Origin of the sequence: Bradyrhizobium sp. USDA 326 (assembly GCF_049739485.1) — a bacterium.
Lineage (GTDB): Bacteria > Pseudomonadota > Alphaproteobacteria > Rhizobiales > Xanthobacteraceae > Bradyrhizobium.
The window spans coordinates 5430417-5448906 of sequence record NZ_JBMGQA010000001.1 but is presented as its reverse complement, the minus strand read 5'-3'; the positions used below and the strand labels follow the sequence as shown (position 1 = coordinate 5448906).

The window sequence follows — 18490 nt, the reverse complement described above, 5'->3', positions numbered from 1 at the left end:
CGCACTCCGCCGGGGCATTCCGGACATCGCGAGGCCATGACGTGCGGTCTCTCAATTCCAGCTGATCTCGTGGCTCCAGGGTGGATCGGCGCCTGGGCGGGTGCAGGTCAGGCCCGCGCAATTGGCGGCAAAGGACAGTGCGCGGCGGAGCTCTTCCGCTCCGATCTCGCTCAGTCTGTCGCGTGCCAGCGCGCCCTGCCTGTGCAGAGCGACGAGCAGCGCCGCCTGAAAACTGTCGCCGGCGCCAATGGTGTCGGCGACCTCAACCTTCGGCGCGGCGACTTCGATCTGCCCTGCCCCCGCATGCCACGCAATCGCGCCATTGTTGCCGCGGGTGATGACGATGAGGCTTGCCCCCTGTTCGAGCAGCGTGCTCGCACGCTGACGATACGGCTCGTCGCCGAAGAGATAGGCGAAATCGACGTCCGACATCTTGATGAGATCGGCGCTTCCCGCGAACTCGGCCATGCGGGCGAGATAGGCCGGCTTGTCGCTGACCAGGTTGGGGCGACAGTTCGGATCGAAGGAGATCGTGGACGACGCCCGCGCGTCTGCGATCAGCGCCCTGGTCTCGGCCGCGCCCTGGTCGTTGACCAGCGTGGTCGAGCCGACATGGACGGCTTCGACGCTTGCGAATGGAATGGACCTGCGCCGGTAGGTCCAGTTCCGCGTTGCGGTCTCGGCATCGTAGAACGCGTAATGCGACTCGCCGGCGACGATGCGGACGAAGGCGAGCGTGGTCTGGTGATCGCTGCGGGTGGCGAGGCTGAGGTCGACGTTGGAGCCACCGGCATGATCGGCGATCATCCGCCCGAACAAATCGGTCGAGATGCCGCCGACGAAACCGGTCGGCGCGCCCAGCCGCGCCATTCCAATCGCGACATTGAGGCAGGAACCGCCAACCGCCGGCATCACGGCCTCGCGCCCGTCGACGTTTCGCGTCGGTACGAAATCGATCAGCGCATCGCCGCAGGCAATCAGCATGTCTTCAACCTCGCGCGACGCTGCGCATCGCGGCGCGGCTGCCGCGATCGACCGCGCGCAGCAGCTTGTAGACCTCGCGCTTGCGGGCGTGAAACGCGGCCATGTCGGTCGCAGTCGGCTCGCTCTTGCGTCCCAGCGCCGACATCCCGGCCATGGTCTCGCCGATGGTGGCATAGGCGCCGCCGGCCACTGCGCCCAGCATCGCGGCGCCCAGCAGCACCGGCTCCTTCGTCTGCGGCAGCGCGACGGTGAGACCGGTCGTATCTGCCATGATCTGCCGCACCAGCGGGCTGCGGCTGGCGCCGCCGCCCATGATCATGAGGCTGGACCGCACGCCATGCACGGCAAAGGTCTCGATCACCTCGGCGAGCCCATAAGCAAGTCCGCAGAGTCCGGCGACGAACAGCCGCTCCATCGAACCGATGTCGGTGTCGAGATCGAGCCCGGCGATCACCGCGCGCGTATCAGGGTCCGCATGAGGCGAGCGGTTGCCGATGAATTCGGGCAGGACGTGGACGTCACGCGCCAGCAGCGCGGCGCGACTGGCATCGCCGGCGCGCGCGATGATACGGCGCTCGAGGAAGTCGATGAGGTCGAGGCCCTCGCTGCGTGCCGCCACGCTCGCCTCGCCGAAACCGGGATGCGACTTGAGGAGATGGTCGATCGCCGCGCCCGCGGCCGACTGGCCGCCCTCGTTGAGCCAGAAGTCGGGGACCATGCCGGAGTAATAAGGTCCCCACACGCCGGGAACGAAGCACGGCTCCTTCGTCGTCGCCATGATGCAGGCCGACGTTCCCATGATATAGGCCAGACGGTCGCTGACGTCGCTCGCCCCGCCGGCTCCATCTCGGCCGCCGATCGCGCCGATACCGCCGGCATGCGCGTCGATCAGCGAAGCGCCGACCGGGGTGCCCGGGGCGAGGCCGAACTCGGCCGCGGCAGCGCGCGTGAGGCCTGCGCCGACCCGCGTGCCGGGTGCGACGATCTCGGTGCCGATGCGCGCGTATTTCTCGGCGACGAAGTCGGACAGACCAATGCGTCTGAAGAACGGCGCGCTCCAGCCGCCGCCATCATGGGCGAGGTAGTTCCACTTGCAGGTGACGGTGCAGGTCGAGCGCTGCAGCGAGCCGGTGGCGCGCCACGTCAGGTAGTCCGCCAGATCGAAGAAGTGACCTGCGGCGTCAAAACTCGCGCGCAGATGGCGCTTCAGCCACAACAGCTTCGGCATCTCCATCTCCGGCGAGATCGAGCCGCCGACATAGCGCAACACTGCATCCTCGGTCTCATTGATCAGCCGCGCCTCGGCGGTGGCGCGGTGATCCATCCAGACGATGACGTTGCGCTGCGGGTCGCCGGAAGCGCTGACGGTGAGCGGCTCGCCCTGCCTATCGAGGACCGCCAGCGAACAGGTGGCGTCAAAACCGATCCCGCCGACACTGTCGGGCGCGATCGCAGCTTCCGTCATCGCCGCCCGCACCGACGTCACGCAGGCCTTCCAGATATCGTGGGATGACTGCTCGACGATGTCGCCGGCCTCGTGCCAGATATTGATCGGATGCCGCGCAGCCGCAAGCAGAGTGCCGCCCTCGTCAAACACCCCTGCCCGCGTGCTCGTGGTCCCCACGTCGACGCCGATATACACTCGCGGCATTGTCGCTCCCGGTCGCTTTTCGCCAGCTTTGACGCAAGCCTACCAGCAAGTGTAGCCGCCATCCACCAGCACGATGCTGCCGGTCATCAGGCTCGCGGCCTCGGACGAGAGGAACAGCACGACGGAGGCGATCTCCTCGACCTGCCCCATCCGCGCCATCGGGGTTCCGCCGATCCACGCGTCGTACATCTTCGGATTGCTCTTCACAAAGGCATTCAGCGGCGTTTCGATATAGGTCGGCGCCACCGCATTGACGCGGATGCCGCGCGCGCCCCATTCGGCGGCGAGCGACTTGGTCAGATGGTGCACGCCGGCCTTGGAGGCGTTGTAGAAGCACTGTTCCTGCGGCTTGTTGACGATGAAGCCGGACATCGAGCCGACGTTGACGATGGCGCCGCTTCCAGCCTTCAGCATGTGCTTGCCGAATTCGCGACAACACCAGAAGGTGCCATTGAGGTTGACGTCGATGACGTTGAGCCAGTGCTCGTCGGGCACGGTCTCAGCCGGGGTCTCGCTGCGCGCGATACCGGCATTGTTGACGAGGATATCGACCTTGCCATGGCGGGCGACGAGGTCGTTCGCGACCTCCGCCACGCGCCTGGTGTCGGTGACGTCCATGATGGCGGTCTCGATGTCAAAGCCCTTCGCCTTCAGGCCGGCTTTGGCGCTGTCGGCGACCTTGCTGTCGCGGTCTCCGATCACGACCCTGGCGCCGGCCTCGGCCAGCGCTTCGGCGCAGGCGAGGCCAATGCCCTGCCCGCCGCCGGTGATGAACGCGGTCTTTCCGTTCAGCTTGAATCTCTCCAGATACATGATCGTCTTTCCGTCTTCTTGCGTTTCTTGTCAGCGCCGAAGAGCGTTGCCGCTCTCGTCGAAGCGGTGGATACGGGCAGGGTCCGGCAGCAGCGACACGCGGTCGCCGGCATGCAGGCTCAACTCGCCGATGTAGCGCGCGGTGAGCATGCCGAGCGGACCGGCATCGACGTAGAGAAACGTGTCGCTGCCGAGATGCTCGGCGACCGCGATCGTCCCTTGCCAGCCGCTTCCGCCGTCGCGCTCGATCTTGAGGTGCTCCGGACGCACGCCGATCGTGGCCGCCCCCTGCTGTTTGGCATGCTCTCCGGTGACGAAGTTCATCTTGGGCGAGCCGATGAACCCGGCGACGAAAAGGTTGGCCGGCCGCTCGTAGAGCTCCAGCGGCGACCCATATTGCTCGATCTTGCCGCTATTGAGCACGACGATCTTGTCAGCCATGGTCATGGCCTCGACCTGATCGTGGGTGACGTAGATCGCGGTGGTGCCGAGCTGCTTCTGCAGCCGCGTCACCTCGATCCGCATCTGCACGCGCAGCGCCGCGTCGAGGTTGGACAACGGCTCATCGAAGAGGAACGCCTTGGGCTCGCGCACGATGGCGCGGCCGATCGCGACGCGCTGGCGCTGGCCGCCGGAGAGCTCGCGCGGCTTGCGGTCGAGATAGGGCGTGAGATTCAAGGTAGAGGCGGCCGCCTCGACCTTGCGATTGATCTCGTCCTTTGGCAGCCCCGCCATCTTGAGGCCGAAGCCGATATTGCCGCGCACGCTCATATGCGGATAGAGCGCGTAAGACTGGAACACCATCGACAGTCCGCGCTTGGCCGGGGGCGTATCGACGACGTTCCTGCCGTCGATCAGGATCTTGCCGCCACTGACGTCCTCGAGCCCCGCGATCAGCCGCAGCAGCGTGGTCTTGCCGCAGCCGGAGGGACCGACGAACACCACGAAGGAGCCGTCGGCGATGTCCAGGTCGGCGCCCTTGATGATGTGCACGGGGCCGAAGGATTTTTGCACGCCCTGGAGTGTGATCTGACCCATGATCCGGCAGCCCCTCTACTTCACCGCGCCAAAGGTGAGCCCGCGCACGAGCTGCTTCTGGCTGAACCAACCGAGGACGAGAATGGGCGCGATCGCCAGCGTGGACGCCGCCGATAGCTTCGCCCAGAACAGCCCTTCCGGGCTCGAATAGGACGCGATGAACGTGGTGAGCGGCGCGGCGTTCGAAGTCGACAGATTGAGCGTCCAGAACGCCTCGTTCCAGGCCAGGATCAGGTTGAGCAACAAGGTCGATGCGAGCCCCGGAATCGCCATCGGGGTCAGGACATAGACCAGTTCGCGGCCGATCGTGGCGCCGTCCATGCGCGCGGCCTCCAGGATGTCGCGCGGGATCTCCTTGAAATAGGTGAACAGCATCCAGATCACGATCGGCAAATTGCCGAGACAGAGAATCAAGACGAGGCCGATGCGGGAATCGAGCAGGCCGAAGCTCTTGTAGATCAGGTAGATCGGCACCAGCACGCCGACCGGTGGCATCATCTTGGTCGAGAGCATCCAGAGCAGGATGTCCTTGGTGCGCCTGGTCGGCGAGAACGCCATCGACCAGGCCGCGGGAATGGCGATCAACAGCGCTATCAGGGTCGAGCCGCCCGCGATGATGATCGAGTTCATCGCGTGGTGGAAATAGTCGCTGCGCTCCTGGACGGTCGCGTAGTTTTCCGTGGTCCAATGGAAGAACAGGAACGATGGCGGGATGGCGAAGGCCTCGAGCTCGGTCTTGAAGCTCGCCAGCACCATCCAGAGGATCGGGAAGAAGATCAGGAAGCCGAACAGCCAGGCTGCCGCCGTCGAGACCACCACCCGCCGTGTCGTCGCCATCCGCGCCATGCTTCAGGCCTCCAGATTGCGTCCGACGATGCGGACCAGGAAGAAGGCGACGATATTGGCGATGACCACCGCGACGAGGCCGCCCGCGGAGGCACTGCCGACGTCGAACTGGATCAGCGCCTGCGAATAGATCAGGAACGCGATATTGGTGGTTTGCAGGCCCGGCCCGCCGCCGGTCGTGACGAAGATCTCGGCGAATACAGTCAGCAGGAAGATGGTCTCGATCAGGATCACCACGGTGATGGGACGCGCGAGGTGCGGTAGAGTGATGTAGATGAAGGTCGAGACCGCGCTGGCGCCGTCCATCTCCGCGGCCTCCTTCTGCTCCTCGTCGAGCGATTGCAGCGCGGTAAGCAGGATCAGCGTCGCGAAGGGCAGCCATTGCCACGTTACGATCAGGATCACCGCAAACAGCGGCACATCGTTGAACCAGTCGATCGGCGTCAGGTGAAACAACTGGGCGAGCCAGGCGAACAGGCCGGACACCGGATGCATCAGCAGGTTCTTCCAGACCAGCGCGCTCACGGTCGGCATCACGAAGAATGGCGCGATCACCATCAGCCGGACGAAATTGCGCCCGATCACGGGCTGGTCCATCAGCAGCGCCAGCGGAATGCCGAGCAGGATGGTCAACGCCAGAACCGAGCCGACCAGCACCAGCGTGTTCCGGAGCGAGGCAAGGAATGCGGGATCGGTGAGGAAGTAGCGGAAATTCTCCAGCCCGACGAAGGATTCCGAGCCGGGATCGAGCAGGCTGTAATGCAGCGTCGAGAAGTAGAGCGTCAGCGCGAGCGGGACGATCATCCAGATGAACAGCAGCCCGACCGCCGGCGTCAGGAGCGAGCGCGCAAGAAGCTGCGTCTGCCGGGTCGCCATCCCTGGCTTCTCCTTTTCGGGGGAAGAAGGCGGCCATCCATCCGGGGATGGGGTGGATGGCCGCCAGTCTGAGCTCAGGAGGAAGAGCCCGGGTTCACTTGATGTAGCCGGCGCGCTTCATCTCGCGCTCGGTCGCGGATTGCGCGGCGGTCAGGGCCGCATCGACCGTCATCGATCCTGCAAGCGCGGCTGAGAACTGCTGGCCCACCTGCGTGCCGATACCCTGGAATTCAGGGATCGCGGCGTATTGCACGCCGACGTAAGGCACCGGCTTCACCGTCGGCTTGTTGGGATCGGCGGCGTCGATCGAGGCCAGCGTCAGCTTGGCGAAGGGCGCGACCTTGAGGTAGTCCGGGTTCTGGTAGAGCGAGGCGCGCGTGCCTGGCGGCACGTTGGCCCAGCCCTCTTTCGCGGCCACCAGCTTGGTGTAGTCCTTGCTCGTTGCCCAGGCGATGAATTTCTCGGCCGCGTCCGTCTTCTTGGAGCCGGCAGGGATTGCGAGATTCCAGGCCCACAGCCAGTTGGCGTTCTTGCCAAGTCCGGTGTTGGGCGCGAGCGCAAAGCCGACCTTGTCGGCGACCTTGGAGTCCTTCGGATTGGTGACGAAGGATGCCGCGACTGTGGCGTCGATCCACATCGCGCATTTGCCGGCGTTGAACAGCGCCAGGTTCTCGTTGAAGCCGTTGGAGCTTGCGCCCGGAGGGCCGGCCTCCTTCATGAGATTGACGTAGGTCGTCAGCGTCGCCTTCCATTCCGGCGTATTGAACTGCGGCTCCCACTTCTCGTCGAACCAGCGTGCGCCGTAGGAATTGGCCATCGCCGAGAGGAACGCCATGTTCTCGCCCCAGCCGGCCTTGCCGCGCAGGCAGATGCCGTAGGTGCCGGCGCTCTTATCGGTGAGCTTCTTGGCGGCATCGACGACGAAATCCCAGGTCGGCTTTTCCGGCATCTTCAGGCCGGCCTTCTCGAACAGATCGGTGCGATACATCACCATGGAGCTCTCACCGTAGAACGGAGCGGCATAGAGCTTGCCCTCGGAGGAGACCGCGTCCTTGATCTTGGGCAGGAGGTCGGCGATGTCGTAATCGGCGCCGAGATTGGCGAGCGGCACCAGCCAGCCCTTCTTCGCCCAGATCGGCACCTCATAGGTGCCGATGGTGAGCACGTCGAACTGACCACCCTTGGTAGCGATGTCGGTGGTGACGCGCTGGCGCAGCACGTTCTCCTCCAGCGTCACCCACTTCACGGTGATATCAGGATTCTTCTTGGTGAATTCGCTCGTGAGCCCCTGCATGCGGATCATGTCGCCGTTGTTGACGGTGGCGATGGTCAGGGTCGTTTCGGCCATCACCGGGACGGCCAGCAGCAAGCAAGACGCGCCGCAAACGGCGCCGAGGACATGTTTCACGGTGACCTCCCCTCAACTCGCGTTTTGAGCATATGCCCACGCGTTGGGCGTATGTTCAACGCAACGACGGCGCGTTGTCAAGCAGCCGAGAGGGTGTCCGCGCAACTTATGGGTGCTGCGGTGCGGGAGGGATGGTGGTTGCGGTGCAGAGGCGATCGCAATTGTTAGGAGTAAGCGCAGCGGCACCTCTCCCGCTTGCGGGAGAGGTCGCATCGCATCGACGGATGCGATGCGGGTGAGGGCCTTCTCCTCTGGGGGAGTCTTGCCAGCGGAGAGACCCTCTCCCCAGCCCTCTCCCGCAAGCGGGGAGAGGGCTGGGGAGTCGCATTGCCGCGCAGCTCCGCCCTACCGCTCCAGAATCGCCCTTGCCGTCGTCTCGTCGGTGATGAGCCCGTTGATTAGCCGACCACTCAGCGCCGCCGCGATTGCCGCGACCTTGGCTGCACCGACAGCTGCCCCAATGGTCGTGGTCTTCGCCGGCACTTCCGGCGGGATGCTGGTCAGGCGCTTGTTGGTGCCGACCTTGAGCAGGCGGCCCTTGGAATCATAGGCCCAGCCGGTGATCTCGCCGATGGCGCCGAGGCGCATCATCTCGAACAATTCGTCGCGGGTGACGAAGCCGTCGATGTGGACCTGCGCTTTCTGGTCCATCTGGCCGATACCGACGAGACGCAAATCCGCCTTGGCCGCCACCGCCTTTACCCTGGCGATCGGTTCAATGCGCACCATCCTGTTGCGTTCGTCTTCCGACGACATCAGGAACGGCAGCGGCATCGGATAGTGACGCGCACCGGTGCGGTCGGCGAGCCGGCCAACGGTGTCGTAAAAGCTCGCCGAACCGTCGGCGGAGATGTTGCCGACCAGCGAGACGATCTGGTGATTGGGCCGGTCGATCGGCGTGACGCGCTCGACCGCGGCACGTACTGCCCGGCCGGTGCCGAGCGCAACGATGACGGGCATTTCCGAGCGCAGCGTCGCATCGAGCAGGTTGGCGCAGCGTTCGGCGATGCCTGCGGTCGCCTGCGGCGCGGCGGCATCGGCCGGCACCACCTCGCAATGGACGAGGTCGAACCGCTCCTTCAGGCGCGCCGCCAGTTCCATGCAGGCGGCGATGGGATGCTCGAGCCGGAAGGTGATGAGCCGCTCGGCCAGGCACAGCGAGACGAGCCGCTGCGCCGAGGCGCGAGAGACCTGTAGCATCTTTGCGATCTCGTCCTGGGTATGGCCGGCGATGAAATAGAGCCAGCCGGCGCGGGCGGCATCGTCGAGTCTCGACCTGTCGTTCTCGGCGGCCATGCGGGCCTCACGCCTCCCAGAAATCGCTCATGTGTGCGAAGACCCGATCGGCCCCGGCGGCGGACAATATAGCGCGGCCGTCGCGAGCACGATAATGGCTGCCGCCGACAAATCCCCAGACGGTCATGCCGGCCGCCTTGCCCGCCTGCACGCCGCTGACACTGTCCTCGATCACCAGCGTGCGCCGAGGTTGCGCCCCCATTTTCTCTGCCGCGTAGAGGAAGAGATCGGGCGCCGGCTTGCCGCGCTCGACCATCTGCGCGGTGTAGATCCGATCGCCAAAATGTGCCCGCAGACCAGTGACGTCGAGCGACAGCGAGACGCGATCGATGTCGCTCGATGAGGCCACGCAGACCGGCACGGTTAGCCGCGAGATCACCGCCCCTACCCCCGGAATCGTCTCGAGCGATGTGGCAAACGTCTCCAGAACGCGTGACTTCAATCCCGGCAGGAAGCTGTCCGGCAGCGACTGCCCGAGACCACGATAATGCTGCTCGATCGCCTTGGTGCTGCGTCCGAGAAACAAATCCAGCGCCTGCGCCTCGCTGAGCGCGAGACCGACCCCGGCCAGCGCTTCGGACAGACAACGGCAGCTCAATAGCTCGCTGTCGACGAGCACGCCGTCGCAGTCGAAGATGATCAGATCGGGTTGCCGCTGGCCTTCGGTCATCCAGCCATTCGATCATATACCCAATCTCTGAGCAATAGCTCACACAAGACGACCCGTGGTTCAGTTCGTCCGGGTCAATGCGCCACCTGACGGTAGATCGCCGGCAGCGCCGCCGGCAAGCGCCTGATGTTGCCGACGATGGCGTAGCCACCGCGCCCGAACAGCGTCGGAAAGTAGGTTTGTGCCGCCGCGTCGATCGTCACGCCGAAGACCGCGATGCCGAGCCGACGCGCTTCCTGCACGGATTTCCTGGTGTCTTCGACCGCAAAGCGCCCCTCATAGTGGTCGACGTCGTTCGGCTTGCCGTCGGTAAGAACGAGCAGCAGCTTCTTGCGCTGCGGCTGGCGCGCGAGTTCGGCCGAGGCGTGGCGTACCGCGGCGCCGATCCGCGTGTAATAGCCGGGCTTGAGCGCCCCGATGCGGCGCTCGACGACTCCGCTCATGGGTTCGCCGAACGCCTTGACAGTCTCGAGCCGTATCCAGGAACGTCGACGCGAGGTGAAAGTCAGGATGCTGTGATGATCGCCGCAAGCCGACAGCCCGTGCGCGAGCACGAGCAGCGATTCCTTTTCGACATCGAGCACGCGATAGCCGTCGACCCAGGCATCGGTCGACAGCGAGACGTCGACCAGCAGCGTGACGGCGAGATCGTGCCCTTGGGGGCGCATCGCGACATGGATGCGATCGAGACCGCCGCCACTCCCGGCACTGAGGTCGCACCGCGCGCGCACCAGCGCGTCGAGGTCGAGATCATGTCCGTCGCTCTGGGCGCGCATCATTTCGTGACGCGGACGCAGGACCTCAAAGCGGCGGCGCACCTGGCGAATGTGTCGGCGCATGGCGTCATCCGCCGTCCAGCTCTCGCCTTCCTCGGACGCCACAGCCCCGAGCACCCGGCAATGATCCGGCAGGTAGGAGTTGCTGCGATAGTCCCATTCGGGATAGGTCCGGTCCGCATTCAGCTGCGAGGCGTCGAGGGCCTCCGGCGGCAGGTCGAGATCGAACTTGAACCGGCTCGCCGGCTTGCCGCTGCGGCGGCTGAGCGTGATCTCCTCGAGATCGTCGGCTGCCTTCTGCGCATCCTCGTCCTCGCTGTCATCAGCCGGGCGGTCGACATTGACCATCTCGGCCATCGCGAGGATCTTCTCGAACCGGTTGAGCACGAAGGGATCGCGACGATTTGCGTTGTCTTCGCGTTCGCGGACGGCGAAGCGCTTGCGGTCGTCCTTCGCCGCGGCCTCCGCGCCCGGTGCGCATTCGTCTTCGCCCGCATGTGCGGGCGAGAGCTCGCGCGCCCAGCAATCGCCCCAGAGCGGACACGGCAGCATCGAGCGATAGCCCGGCGGCGCTCTTTCCGGCAGCGGGCCCGTCCCCATCATCGCCGGCCACGCCCTGCCTGCGGGCGCTCTTCCGGTTCCGAGCAGGGCCAAGACGATCTGCTCGATCTCTTGCTCGATGCGCGGCAAAGGACGACGGGGCCGGGCCTCGGCGGTGGCCGCGGCAAGCTGCGTGTAATCGGCGACGAGCCCTGGGAATTGCGTGAGCACCCAGACCGCGGTCTCGCTCGCCCGCCGCAACACCAAAAGGTCCCGCCGCAGCGGATTGACTTCCGCGATCGCCTCGATCGGCGCGGCCGCGAACCATGCCGCAAGCCAGCGATAGAGCGCTGCGTTCAGGTTGCGGTCGGGAAAGATCGCGATGCGATCGGGCAGGAAGATGGTTGCGGCGTCGCGGCCCGGCTGCTCGAGCCGCTCGTCTCCGAGGCCGATACGCTGCCGCCAGCCGAGACGATGGCCTGCCCGGCGTGCGCCTGCGCTCGCGATCTGCACGCCGGCCTCGCCGCCAAGCGCGCGGAACATCACGGCGAGCCGGCTCCTCACCTCTGCGAGCGTGACGGCGTGATCGCCGTGAATCGGATAGCTCGAAGTGTCGCCGACCATCCGATGCCAGGCGCGACCGACCGTTTCCTCCAGTTCGAGGAAGTCGAGCATGGGCCTCACCCGATCATGGCGCGCGCGACGTCGAGCAGCGCCGCCTTGACGTCGGCATCGTCCGTCAGCGGCTCGATCATGCCGGCAAGCACTGCATCGGCGATCGGCGTGCCGGCGGCGATCAGGGTCGCGGAATAGACCACGAGCCGGGTCGAGACGCCCTCCTCCAGGTCGTGTCCCCTCAGTGCGCGCAGCCGGCCAGCCAGCCCGACCAGCGGCCGCACACGCTCCGGTGGCAGTCCGCTTTCGGCGGAGACGACGGCGATTTCCTGCTCGGACGGCAGGAAGCCGAATTCGACGGCGACGAAGCGCTGCCGCGTCGACGGTTTCAGCGCCTTCAGCAGCGTCTGATAACCGGGATTGTAGGAGACCACGAGCATGAAGCTCGTCGGTGCCGCAAGCTCCTCGCCGGTGCGCTCCAGCGGCAGGATGCGGCGGTCATCGGTCAGGGGATGCAGCACCACGGTGACGTCCTTGCGCGCTTCCACGACTTCGTCGAGATAACAGATGCCGCCCTCGCGCACCGCGCGCGTCAGCGGACCGTCGGTCCATACCGTGTCGCCGCCCCGCAAGAGATAGCGACCGGTGAGATCGGCGGCGGTGAGATCGTCGTGGCAGGCGACGGTGTGGAGCGGCAGTCCAAGCCGTGCAGCCATATGCGCGACGAAGCGCGTCTTGCCGCAGCCGGTCGGCCCCTTCAGCAGGACCGGCAGCTGATTGCGCCAGGCGTGTTCGAACAGCGTGCATTCGTTGCCGCTAGCAACATAGGCCGGCAGCTGGGGTTCGGGCTTCGCCACGGCGAGAAGTGCTGCGTTCATGGTCTTTCTCCGGAATTCACATGATGAGGGCGGCCGCAGCGGGCCGCGGCCGCCCCTGTGTTCACTCAGCCGGCTGCAATGCGCCGGGGATGACCGCCTGCTTGGCGCGACCGGGCACCAGCACCGCCCAGACGAACATCAGTGCGGAGATCGCGACGAACACGCCGGAGCCGAGCCGGACCCAGTAGAACATCGCGAGCTGGTCCTGCACGTCCATGTAGCCCTGGCCGAGCACGCGCTGGAGGTGAACCTGGACCACGCCGGCGAAGGTCAGCGCGAAGGTCATCACCATCATGGCCGTGCACATGATCCAGAAGCTCGCCATGGAGAGCCACTGGTTGTAGGGCGCGCGTCCCCTGATCTGCGGGATCGCATAGGCCATGACGGACAGATTGAGCATCACATAGGCGCCGAAGAAGGCGAGATGGCCGTGCGCCGCGGTGACCTGGGTGCCGTGGGTGTAGTAGTTCACCGAGGACAGCGTGTGCAGGAAGCCCCAGACGCCGGCGCCGAGGAAGGCCATCACCGAGCAGCCGACCGACCACAGCAGCGCAGCGCGGTTCGGATGCTTGCGGCCGGCCTTCCATGTCATCTGCACAGTGAAGATCACCATCGTGAAGAACGGTGCCACCTCGAGCGTGGAGAACAACGATCCGATCCATTGCCAGTAGCCGGGCGCGCCGATCCAGTAGAAGTGATGGCCGGTGCCGAGGATGCCGGAGAACAGCGCAAGGCCGATGATGACGTAGAGCCACTTCTCCACGACCTCGCGGTCGATCCCGTTGAGCTTAATCATGAGATAGGCCAGCACCGAGGCCATGATCAGCTCCCAGACGCCCTCGACCCAGAGATGGACGACGTACCACCAGTACATCTTGTCGAGCGCGAGATTCGCAGGATTGTAGAAGGCGAACAGGAAGAAGATCGCAACGCCCCACAAGCCGAACAGCAGGATGTTCGTGATCGTGGTCTTGCGGCCCTTCAGTGCCGTCATGGTGACGTTGAACAAGAACATCAGGCAGACGACGACGATTCCGACCTTGATGATGAAGGGCTGCTCGAGGAACTCGCGTCCTTCGTGATAGTGGAAGAGATAGCCGACCACGGCCACGCCTGCCGCGCCGAAGAACATCCAGAACTGGATCTTGGCCAGCAGCGGGCTGTACAGCTCGGTCTCGGTTTCTTCAGGCAGCAAGAAATAGGTCGCTCCCATGAAGCCGATCAGCGACCACACGATCAGCGCGTTGGTGTGGATCATCCTGACGATGTTGAACGGCAGGAGTGTCGACAGCGTGTTGGGCAGGACGTAGATGGTTCCGGCGACGAGGCCGAACAGGACCTGCGCGAGGAACAGAGTCAGCGCGCCGTAGAAGTACAGCATCGCGACTTTCTGGGTCTGATATTTCATCTCGGATCTCTCTGTCTTGGAAGAGGAAACAGCGTGCTCAACCGGCCTTGTTCGGCGGCCATTCCTGGCGCTTGATCTTGCTGGTCCATTGCAGGAAGTCGGCGAGATCGTCGAGCTCCTGGTCGGTGAGGTTGAACTGTGGCATCTGCCGCCGGCCCGGCGCGCCCGAGGGCTGCGATTGCATCCAGGCCTTCAGTGTCTCGCGCGCGGCGGCGGGGTCCTCGTTGCCGCCCCAGCGATCCCAGACATTGCCGACCTCAGGCGCGAAATAGGCGCCCTCACCGAGCAGGGTGTGGCAATTGATGCAGGAGTTCTTTTCCCAGACATGCTTGCCGCGGGCGACCGACGACGTCAGCATCGTCGTGTCCGTAGAGGTCGTGGCCATATAGTAATGGCTGTGCGCCGTCAGTCCTATGAAGATGGCGAAGAAGAAGGCCGAGCCGCCGTAGAAGACATTTCGAGCGGCCGACTTGGTCAGGCGTTCAGCCATTGCCAATCCTTTCCGTTGATTCCTGCGAAACTGCGATGGTGTGATTTATTGCCGCTTTGCCCGGCCCGTTCTTTGTCAGGGCGCAATGAGCGCATCAGATCAGGGCGACGATGGCCGAGGCGAGCCAGGCAAGCAGCAGGACGATCTGGATCCAGCTCGCGACGAGACCACGCCAGAGTGCGGGCACGGCGCGTAGATCCATGAAGTCGAGCGCGATCCGGTGGCCCTTGAGGGCGGCGAAGGCGAGCAGCAGTGCGTTGCCGAGCAGCGGCCGCGGCACCAGCGGTGGCAGCAGGATGGTCGCGAGCGCGAGGCCGATCAGCACGATCCAGGTGATATCGAGACGATCCGGCATCGTCATTTCACCAGATAGAGAATCGGGAACATGACGATCCAGACCAGATCGACCATGTGCCAGAACGCCGTCGCCGTCTCGACGCCTGATATCCCGGCTCGGCGGCAGACCACGGCGAGGATGACGATGCCGAGGCCGACATGCAGAAGATGAAAGCCGGTCAGGAGGAAGTAGAGCGTGAAGAACGGACTGGTTTCGAGTCCGACGCCTCGCCCGATTTCGTCCGCATATTCGGCGAGCTTGATCGCGATGAAGAGACCGCCGAGCGCCATCGCGCCGAAAATCCAGCATCGCGCCACCGGCCGCTCTCCGGCACGCGCTGCCTTCGTCGCCTTTGCCGCCGCCCAGCCGCTGGTGACCAGCACGACGGTATTGAGGCCGGCGAGATTCGAATCGAGCGTGGCCTGCCCGGCCGCGAACAGCGCGGGGTGGATCGCCCGGGTGACCGAAAAGGCGCCGAGGAACGAGCCGAAGGCGACGAGCTCGCTGAAGATCAGCACCCAGATCATGGGATCGCCGGGGAGATCTTCCAGAATTCCCCAGCCGCTTTCGTGTTGTTCGCACTCGGCCGTCGACATCGTCTTTCCGGATCAGGACACCGGCCAGACTTAGCCCGGCCGCCCGGTTCCGAGTTTGTCGCCGGACAAACTGGGGAATTGCGGTGCGCTTGTTTGCGCCGACGCAACGTCCGACCGGCCGGATCGCAGTACGAACCAGCTCAGAGTTGCACGGAATGGCCAATGATCACATGAGTGATGCACAGATCGGGTTGATGACCGCCACACCCATCATCATCGCCTTCGCCATCGCGCTCCGGCGAATAGGGGTATTGTCGACGGTGGCCACCGTATCGGCGGTAGGCCTCTCCGTCGCGATCGCGGCGGTGCTGTTCACGACCCAGTAGCGCGTGGGAGAACTCTCGTATTCCGGACGCAATGCAGCGCGCCGCTCCTGCGGCGTGATGCGCTGCAGAGCCGGGACACAAGCAGTTATACTACCGCCGCTGATTATACACGTCGATGCACACCGCCCCCAGCAGCACCAGGCCCTTGATCACCTGCTGGTAGTCGATCCCGATGCCGAGGATGGACATGCCGTTGTTCATCACGCCCATGATCATGGCGCCGACAACGGCACCGCCGACGCGCCCGACGCCGCCATAGGCCGAGGCGCCGCCGATGAAGCAGGCGGCGATGACGTCGAGCTCGAAGCCGAGACCCGCTTTGGGCGTCGCGGTGTTGAGGCGCGCGGCGAAGACGAGGCCGGCGAGCGCGGCGAGCACGCCCATGTTGACGAAGGTCAGGAAGGTCAGCCGCTCGGTCTTGATGCCCGACAGGCTTGCCGCCTTGGCGTTGCCGCCGACTGCGTAGATCTGCCGCCCGATCACGGTGCGGCGGGTGACGAAGCCGTAGAGCGCGATCAGCGCGGTCATGATCACCAGCACGTTGGGCAGGCCGCGATGCGAGGCGATCAGATAGGTGAAATAGAGCACGGCACAGGCCAGCAGGATGCTCTTGCCGAGGAAGAACGCGTAGGGCTCGACCTCGATACCGTGCGACTGCTCGCGCGACCTCCCCTTGGCGCTGGCGTAGACGAGGCCGAGCGCAAGCACGGCGCCGATCAGCATGGATGTCGGATGCAGCGTGCCGGCTTCGGGCAGCAGTTCGGGAATGAACCCCGACGACAGTTTCTGGAAGGTCGCAGGGAACGGCCCGAGCGACTGGCCCTGCAACACCGCGAGCGCCAGGCCCTTGAACACCAGCATCCCCGCCAAGGTGACGATGAAGGACGGGATCTTGAAATAGGCCACCCAATAGCCCTGCGCGGCGCCGATGGCGGCGCCGACCAGAAGGCAGGCGATGAACGCAAGCGTGTAGTCGACCTTGTAGGTCACCATCAGCACCGCGGCCACGGCGCCGATGAAGCCTGCGACCGAACCGACCGAGAGGTCGATATGGCCGGTGACGATCACCAGCAGCATGCCGAGCGCCATGATGACGATGTAGCTGTTCTGCAGCACCAGATTGGTGAGGTTGAGCGGCTGCAGCAGCGTGCCGCCAGTCACGACCTGGAAGAACAGCATGATCGCGATCAGCGACATCAGCATGCCGTAATTGCGCAAATTGTTCTTGATGAAGCTGCCGTGCCGGCGCTCCTCCGGCAGCGACACCGTCTTGTCGGTCATGGCTGCGATCCTCCCATCTCCGCGGCCGCTGGCGCGGCGTTCCCAATGCTTCGTTCGTTGCGCATGATGGCGCGCATGATTTTTTCCTGCGTCGCCTCAGCGCCCTTGAACTCCCCGACGAACGCTCCGTCGTTCATCACGCAGATGCGGTCGCAGATGCCGAGCAGCTCGGGCATTTCCGAGGAGATCACCACGACGCCGCGGCCGGCCTCCGCCAGCTCGTTGATGATACAGTAAATCTCGTATTTGGCACCGACGTCGATGCCCCTTGTCGGCTCGTCCAGGATCAGCACCTTGGGGTCGGTCATCAGCCATTTCGACAGCACCACCTTCTGCTGGTTGCCGCCGGAGAGCTGGCCGGTCTCCTGGTAGACGTCCGAGCAGCGGATGCGCATGCGGCTGCGGTAGTCGCTGGCGACCTTCAGCTCGGCGATGTCGTCGATCACCCTCCTGGGTGCGATCTGGTCGAGGCTGGCGAGCGTGATGTTCTTGCGGACGTCGTCGGCGAGGATCAGGCCGAGTTGCTTGCGGTCCTCGGTGACATAGGCGAGGCCGGCGTCGATCGCGGCCGCGACGCTCGGCAACACCATCTCTCTGCCTTCGAGCCGGAGAGAGCCGCTGACATTGGTGCCCCAGGAGCGGCCGAACAGGCTCATGGCGAATTCGGTGCGGCCGGCCCCCATCAGGCCGGCGATGCCCACGACCTCGCCTCGCCTGACGTTGAAATTGACGTTCTTGATCACCTGCCGCTCGGGATGGATGGGGTGATAGACCGACCAGTTCTCGACGGTGAGGACTGGTTCGCCGATCTTCGCGTTGCGCTCCGGGAAGCGGTGCGCGAGATCGCGATTGACCATGCTGCGGATGATGCGGTCTTCCTGGATCGGCTCAGCATGACAGTCGATGCTGTCGACGGTGCGGCCGTCGCGCAGCACCGTGATGTGGTCGGCGACCTTGGCAACCTCGTTGAGCTTGTGCGAGATCAGGATCGAGCCGATGCCCTGCTCGCGGAAGGCCATCAGACGTTCGAGCAGCGCGGCGCTGTCGGCCTCGTTGAGGCTCGCCGTCGGCTCGTCCAGGATCAGCATGCGCACCCGCTTGGACAGCGCCTTGGCGATCTCGACCAACTGCTGCTTGCCGACGCCGAGATCGGTGATCAGCGTATCGGGGGACTCATTGAGGCCGACCTGCGCCAGCAGCTCGCGCGTGCGCCGGTAGACCTCGTCGCGGTCGATCACCCCTAGCTTCGACGGCGGATGCGACAGGAAGATATTCTCCGCGATCGACATCAGCGGGATCAGCGCCAGCTCCTGATGAATGATGATGATGCCGAGCGCCTCAGAATCGTTGATGTCGCGGAAGCGCCGCTCCTCGCCTTCGAAGACGATGGTGCCCTCGTAGCTGCCATACGGATAGACCCCGCTGAGCACCTTCATCAGCGTCGATTTGCCGGCGCCGTTCTCGCCGACGAGCGCATGGATCTGCCCGGCGTGAACCGAGAAGTTGACGTCGCGCAGCGCCTGCACACCGGCAAAGCTCTTGCTGACGTTGCGCATCTCCAACATGGCGGTCATGGCTTTAGTGTCCCTAGATCACCGTCGTTCCGGGGCGCCCGTAGGGCGAACCCGGAACCTCGAGATTCTCAGGTGCGCAATTGCGCA

General features: G+C 64.8%; 18 protein-coding genes. 1 reads left to right on the top strand and 17 read right to left on the bottom strand.

What is annotated here, in order from left to right; translation table 11 throughout:
• Nucleotides 1-51: 51 nt before the first annotated feature.
• The 15 genes from ABIG06_RS25550 to ABIG06_RS25480 all read right to left on the bottom strand — a co-directional run bounded on the left by ABIG06_RS25550 (nucleotide 52) and on the right by ABIG06_RS25480 (nucleotide 15222).
• Nucleotides 52-984: a carbohydrate kinase family protein gene (locus ABIG06_RS25550; protein WP_370139047.1), complete on the bottom strand. Its 933-nt coding sequence runs from the start codon at nucleotides 982-984 to the stop codon at nucleotides 52-54.
• Between the two features lie 4 nt (nucleotides 985-988).
• Nucleotides 989-2635, bottom strand: a complete 1647-nt coding sequence (locus ABIG06_RS25545) for an FGGY-family carbohydrate kinase (protein WP_424578407.1) — start codon at nucleotides 2633-2635, stop codon at nucleotides 989-991.
• A gap of 39 nt (nucleotides 2636-2674) precedes the next feature.
• On the bottom strand, nucleotides 2675-3448 hold the full coding sequence (locus tag ABIG06_RS25540) for an SDR family NAD(P)-dependent oxidoreductase (RefSeq protein WP_370139046.1): 774 nt from the start codon (nucleotides 3446-3448) through the stop codon (nucleotides 2675-2677).
• Between the two features lie 30 nt (nucleotides 3449-3478).
• The gene (locus tag ABIG06_RS25535) at nucleotides 3479-4486 is read right to left on the bottom strand and encodes an ABC transporter ATP-binding protein (protein ID WP_370139045.1); all 1008 of its coding nucleotides are present in this window, start codon (nucleotides 4484-4486) and stop codon (nucleotides 3479-3481) included.
• 15 nt (nucleotides 4487-4501) lie between these two features.
• Nucleotides 4502-5332 (bottom strand): carbohydrate ABC transporter permease, encoded by an 831-nt coding sequence (locus ABIG06_RS25530; RefSeq protein WP_370139044.1) that lies wholly within the window; start codon nucleotides 5330-5332, stop codon nucleotides 4502-4504.
• Nucleotides 5333-5335: 3 nt separating this feature from the next.
• A complete protein-coding gene (locus tag ABIG06_RS25525; protein WP_124158356.1) occupies nucleotides 5336-6208 on the bottom strand; it encodes a carbohydrate ABC transporter permease in 873 nt (290 codons plus the stop codon).
• Nucleotides 6209-6302: 94 nt separating this feature from the next.
• Complete coding sequence (locus ABIG06_RS25520) at nucleotides 6303-7616, bottom strand: ABC transporter substrate-binding protein (protein ID WP_124158355.1); 1314 nt, start codon at nucleotides 7614-7616, stop codon at nucleotides 6303-6305.
• 345 nt (nucleotides 7617-7961) lie between these two features.
• Nucleotides 7962-8912 (bottom strand): sugar-binding transcriptional regulator, encoded by a 951-nt coding sequence (locus ABIG06_RS25515; protein WP_124161398.1) that lies wholly within the window; start codon nucleotides 8910-8912, stop codon nucleotides 7962-7964.
• 7 nt (nucleotides 8913-8919) lie between these two features.
• Nucleotides 8920-9582 carry an HAD family hydrolase gene (locus ABIG06_RS25510; protein WP_370139043.1) on the bottom strand — a complete coding sequence of 221 codons (663 nt, stop codon included), beginning with the start codon at nucleotides 9580-9582 and terminating at the stop codon, nucleotides 8920-8922.
• 74 nt (nucleotides 9583-9656) lie between these two features.
• Nucleotides 9657-11573: a nitric oxide reductase activation protein NorD gene (locus tag ABIG06_RS25505; protein WP_370139042.1), complete on the bottom strand. Its 1917-nt coding sequence runs from the start codon at nucleotides 11571-11573 to the stop codon at nucleotides 9657-9659.
• A 5-nt stretch (nucleotides 11574-11578) separates the two neighbouring features.
• Nucleotides 11579-12391 carry a CbbQ/NirQ/NorQ/GpvN family protein gene (locus tag ABIG06_RS25500; protein WP_370139041.1) on the bottom strand — a complete coding sequence of 271 codons (813 nt, stop codon included), beginning with the start codon at nucleotides 12389-12391 and terminating at the stop codon, nucleotides 11579-11581.
• A 61-nt stretch (nucleotides 12392-12452) separates the two neighbouring features.
• Nucleotides 12453-13799: a cbb3-type cytochrome c oxidase subunit I gene (locus ABIG06_RS25495; RefSeq protein WP_239622561.1), complete on the bottom strand. Its 1347-nt coding sequence runs from the start codon at nucleotides 13797-13799 to the stop codon at nucleotides 12453-12455.
• A gap of 37 nt (nucleotides 13800-13836) precedes the next feature.
• On the bottom strand, nucleotides 13837-14289 hold the full coding sequence (locus ABIG06_RS25490) for a c-type cytochrome (protein WP_124161403.1): 453 nt from the start codon (nucleotides 14287-14289) through the stop codon (nucleotides 13837-13839).
• A gap of 94 nt (nucleotides 14290-14383) precedes the next feature.
• The gene (locus ABIG06_RS25485) at nucleotides 14384-14644 is read right to left on the bottom strand and encodes a cytochrome C oxidase subunit IV family protein (RefSeq protein WP_370139039.1); all 261 of its coding nucleotides are present in this window, start codon (nucleotides 14642-14644) and stop codon (nucleotides 14384-14386) included.
• A 2-nt stretch (nucleotides 14645-14646) separates the two neighbouring features.
• Nucleotides 14647-15222, bottom strand: coding sequence for a cytochrome c oxidase subunit 3 family protein (locus ABIG06_RS25480; RefSeq protein WP_370139038.1), 576 nt, complete (start codon nucleotides 15220-15222; stop codon nucleotides 14647-14649).
• Nucleotides 15223-15416: 194 nt separating this feature from the next.
• Here ABIG06_RS25480 and ABIG06_RS25475 point away from each other — a divergent pair, with 194 nt between their 5' ends.
• Nucleotides 15417-15548 (top strand): hypothetical protein, encoded by a 132-nt coding sequence (locus ABIG06_RS25475; RefSeq protein WP_370141003.1) that lies wholly within the window; start codon nucleotides 15417-15419, stop codon nucleotides 15546-15548.
• Between the two features lie 90 nt (nucleotides 15549-15638).
• On the opposite strand, the gene mmsB is transcribed toward ABIG06_RS25475, so the two are convergent.
• A complete protein-coding gene (mmsB, locus tag ABIG06_RS25470; protein ID WP_061883259.1) occupies nucleotides 15639-16829 on the bottom strand; it encodes a multiple monosaccharide ABC transporter permease in 1191 nt (396 codons plus the stop codon).
• Entirely contained in the window at nucleotides 16826-18403 is a 1578-nt protein-coding gene (mmsA, locus tag ABIG06_RS25465) for a multiple monosaccharide ABC transporter ATP-binding protein (RefSeq protein WP_370139037.1), read from the bottom strand. Before mmsA ends, mmsB begins: the two co-directional genes overlap by 4 nt.
• Nucleotides 18404-18490: the final 87 nt, after the last annotated feature.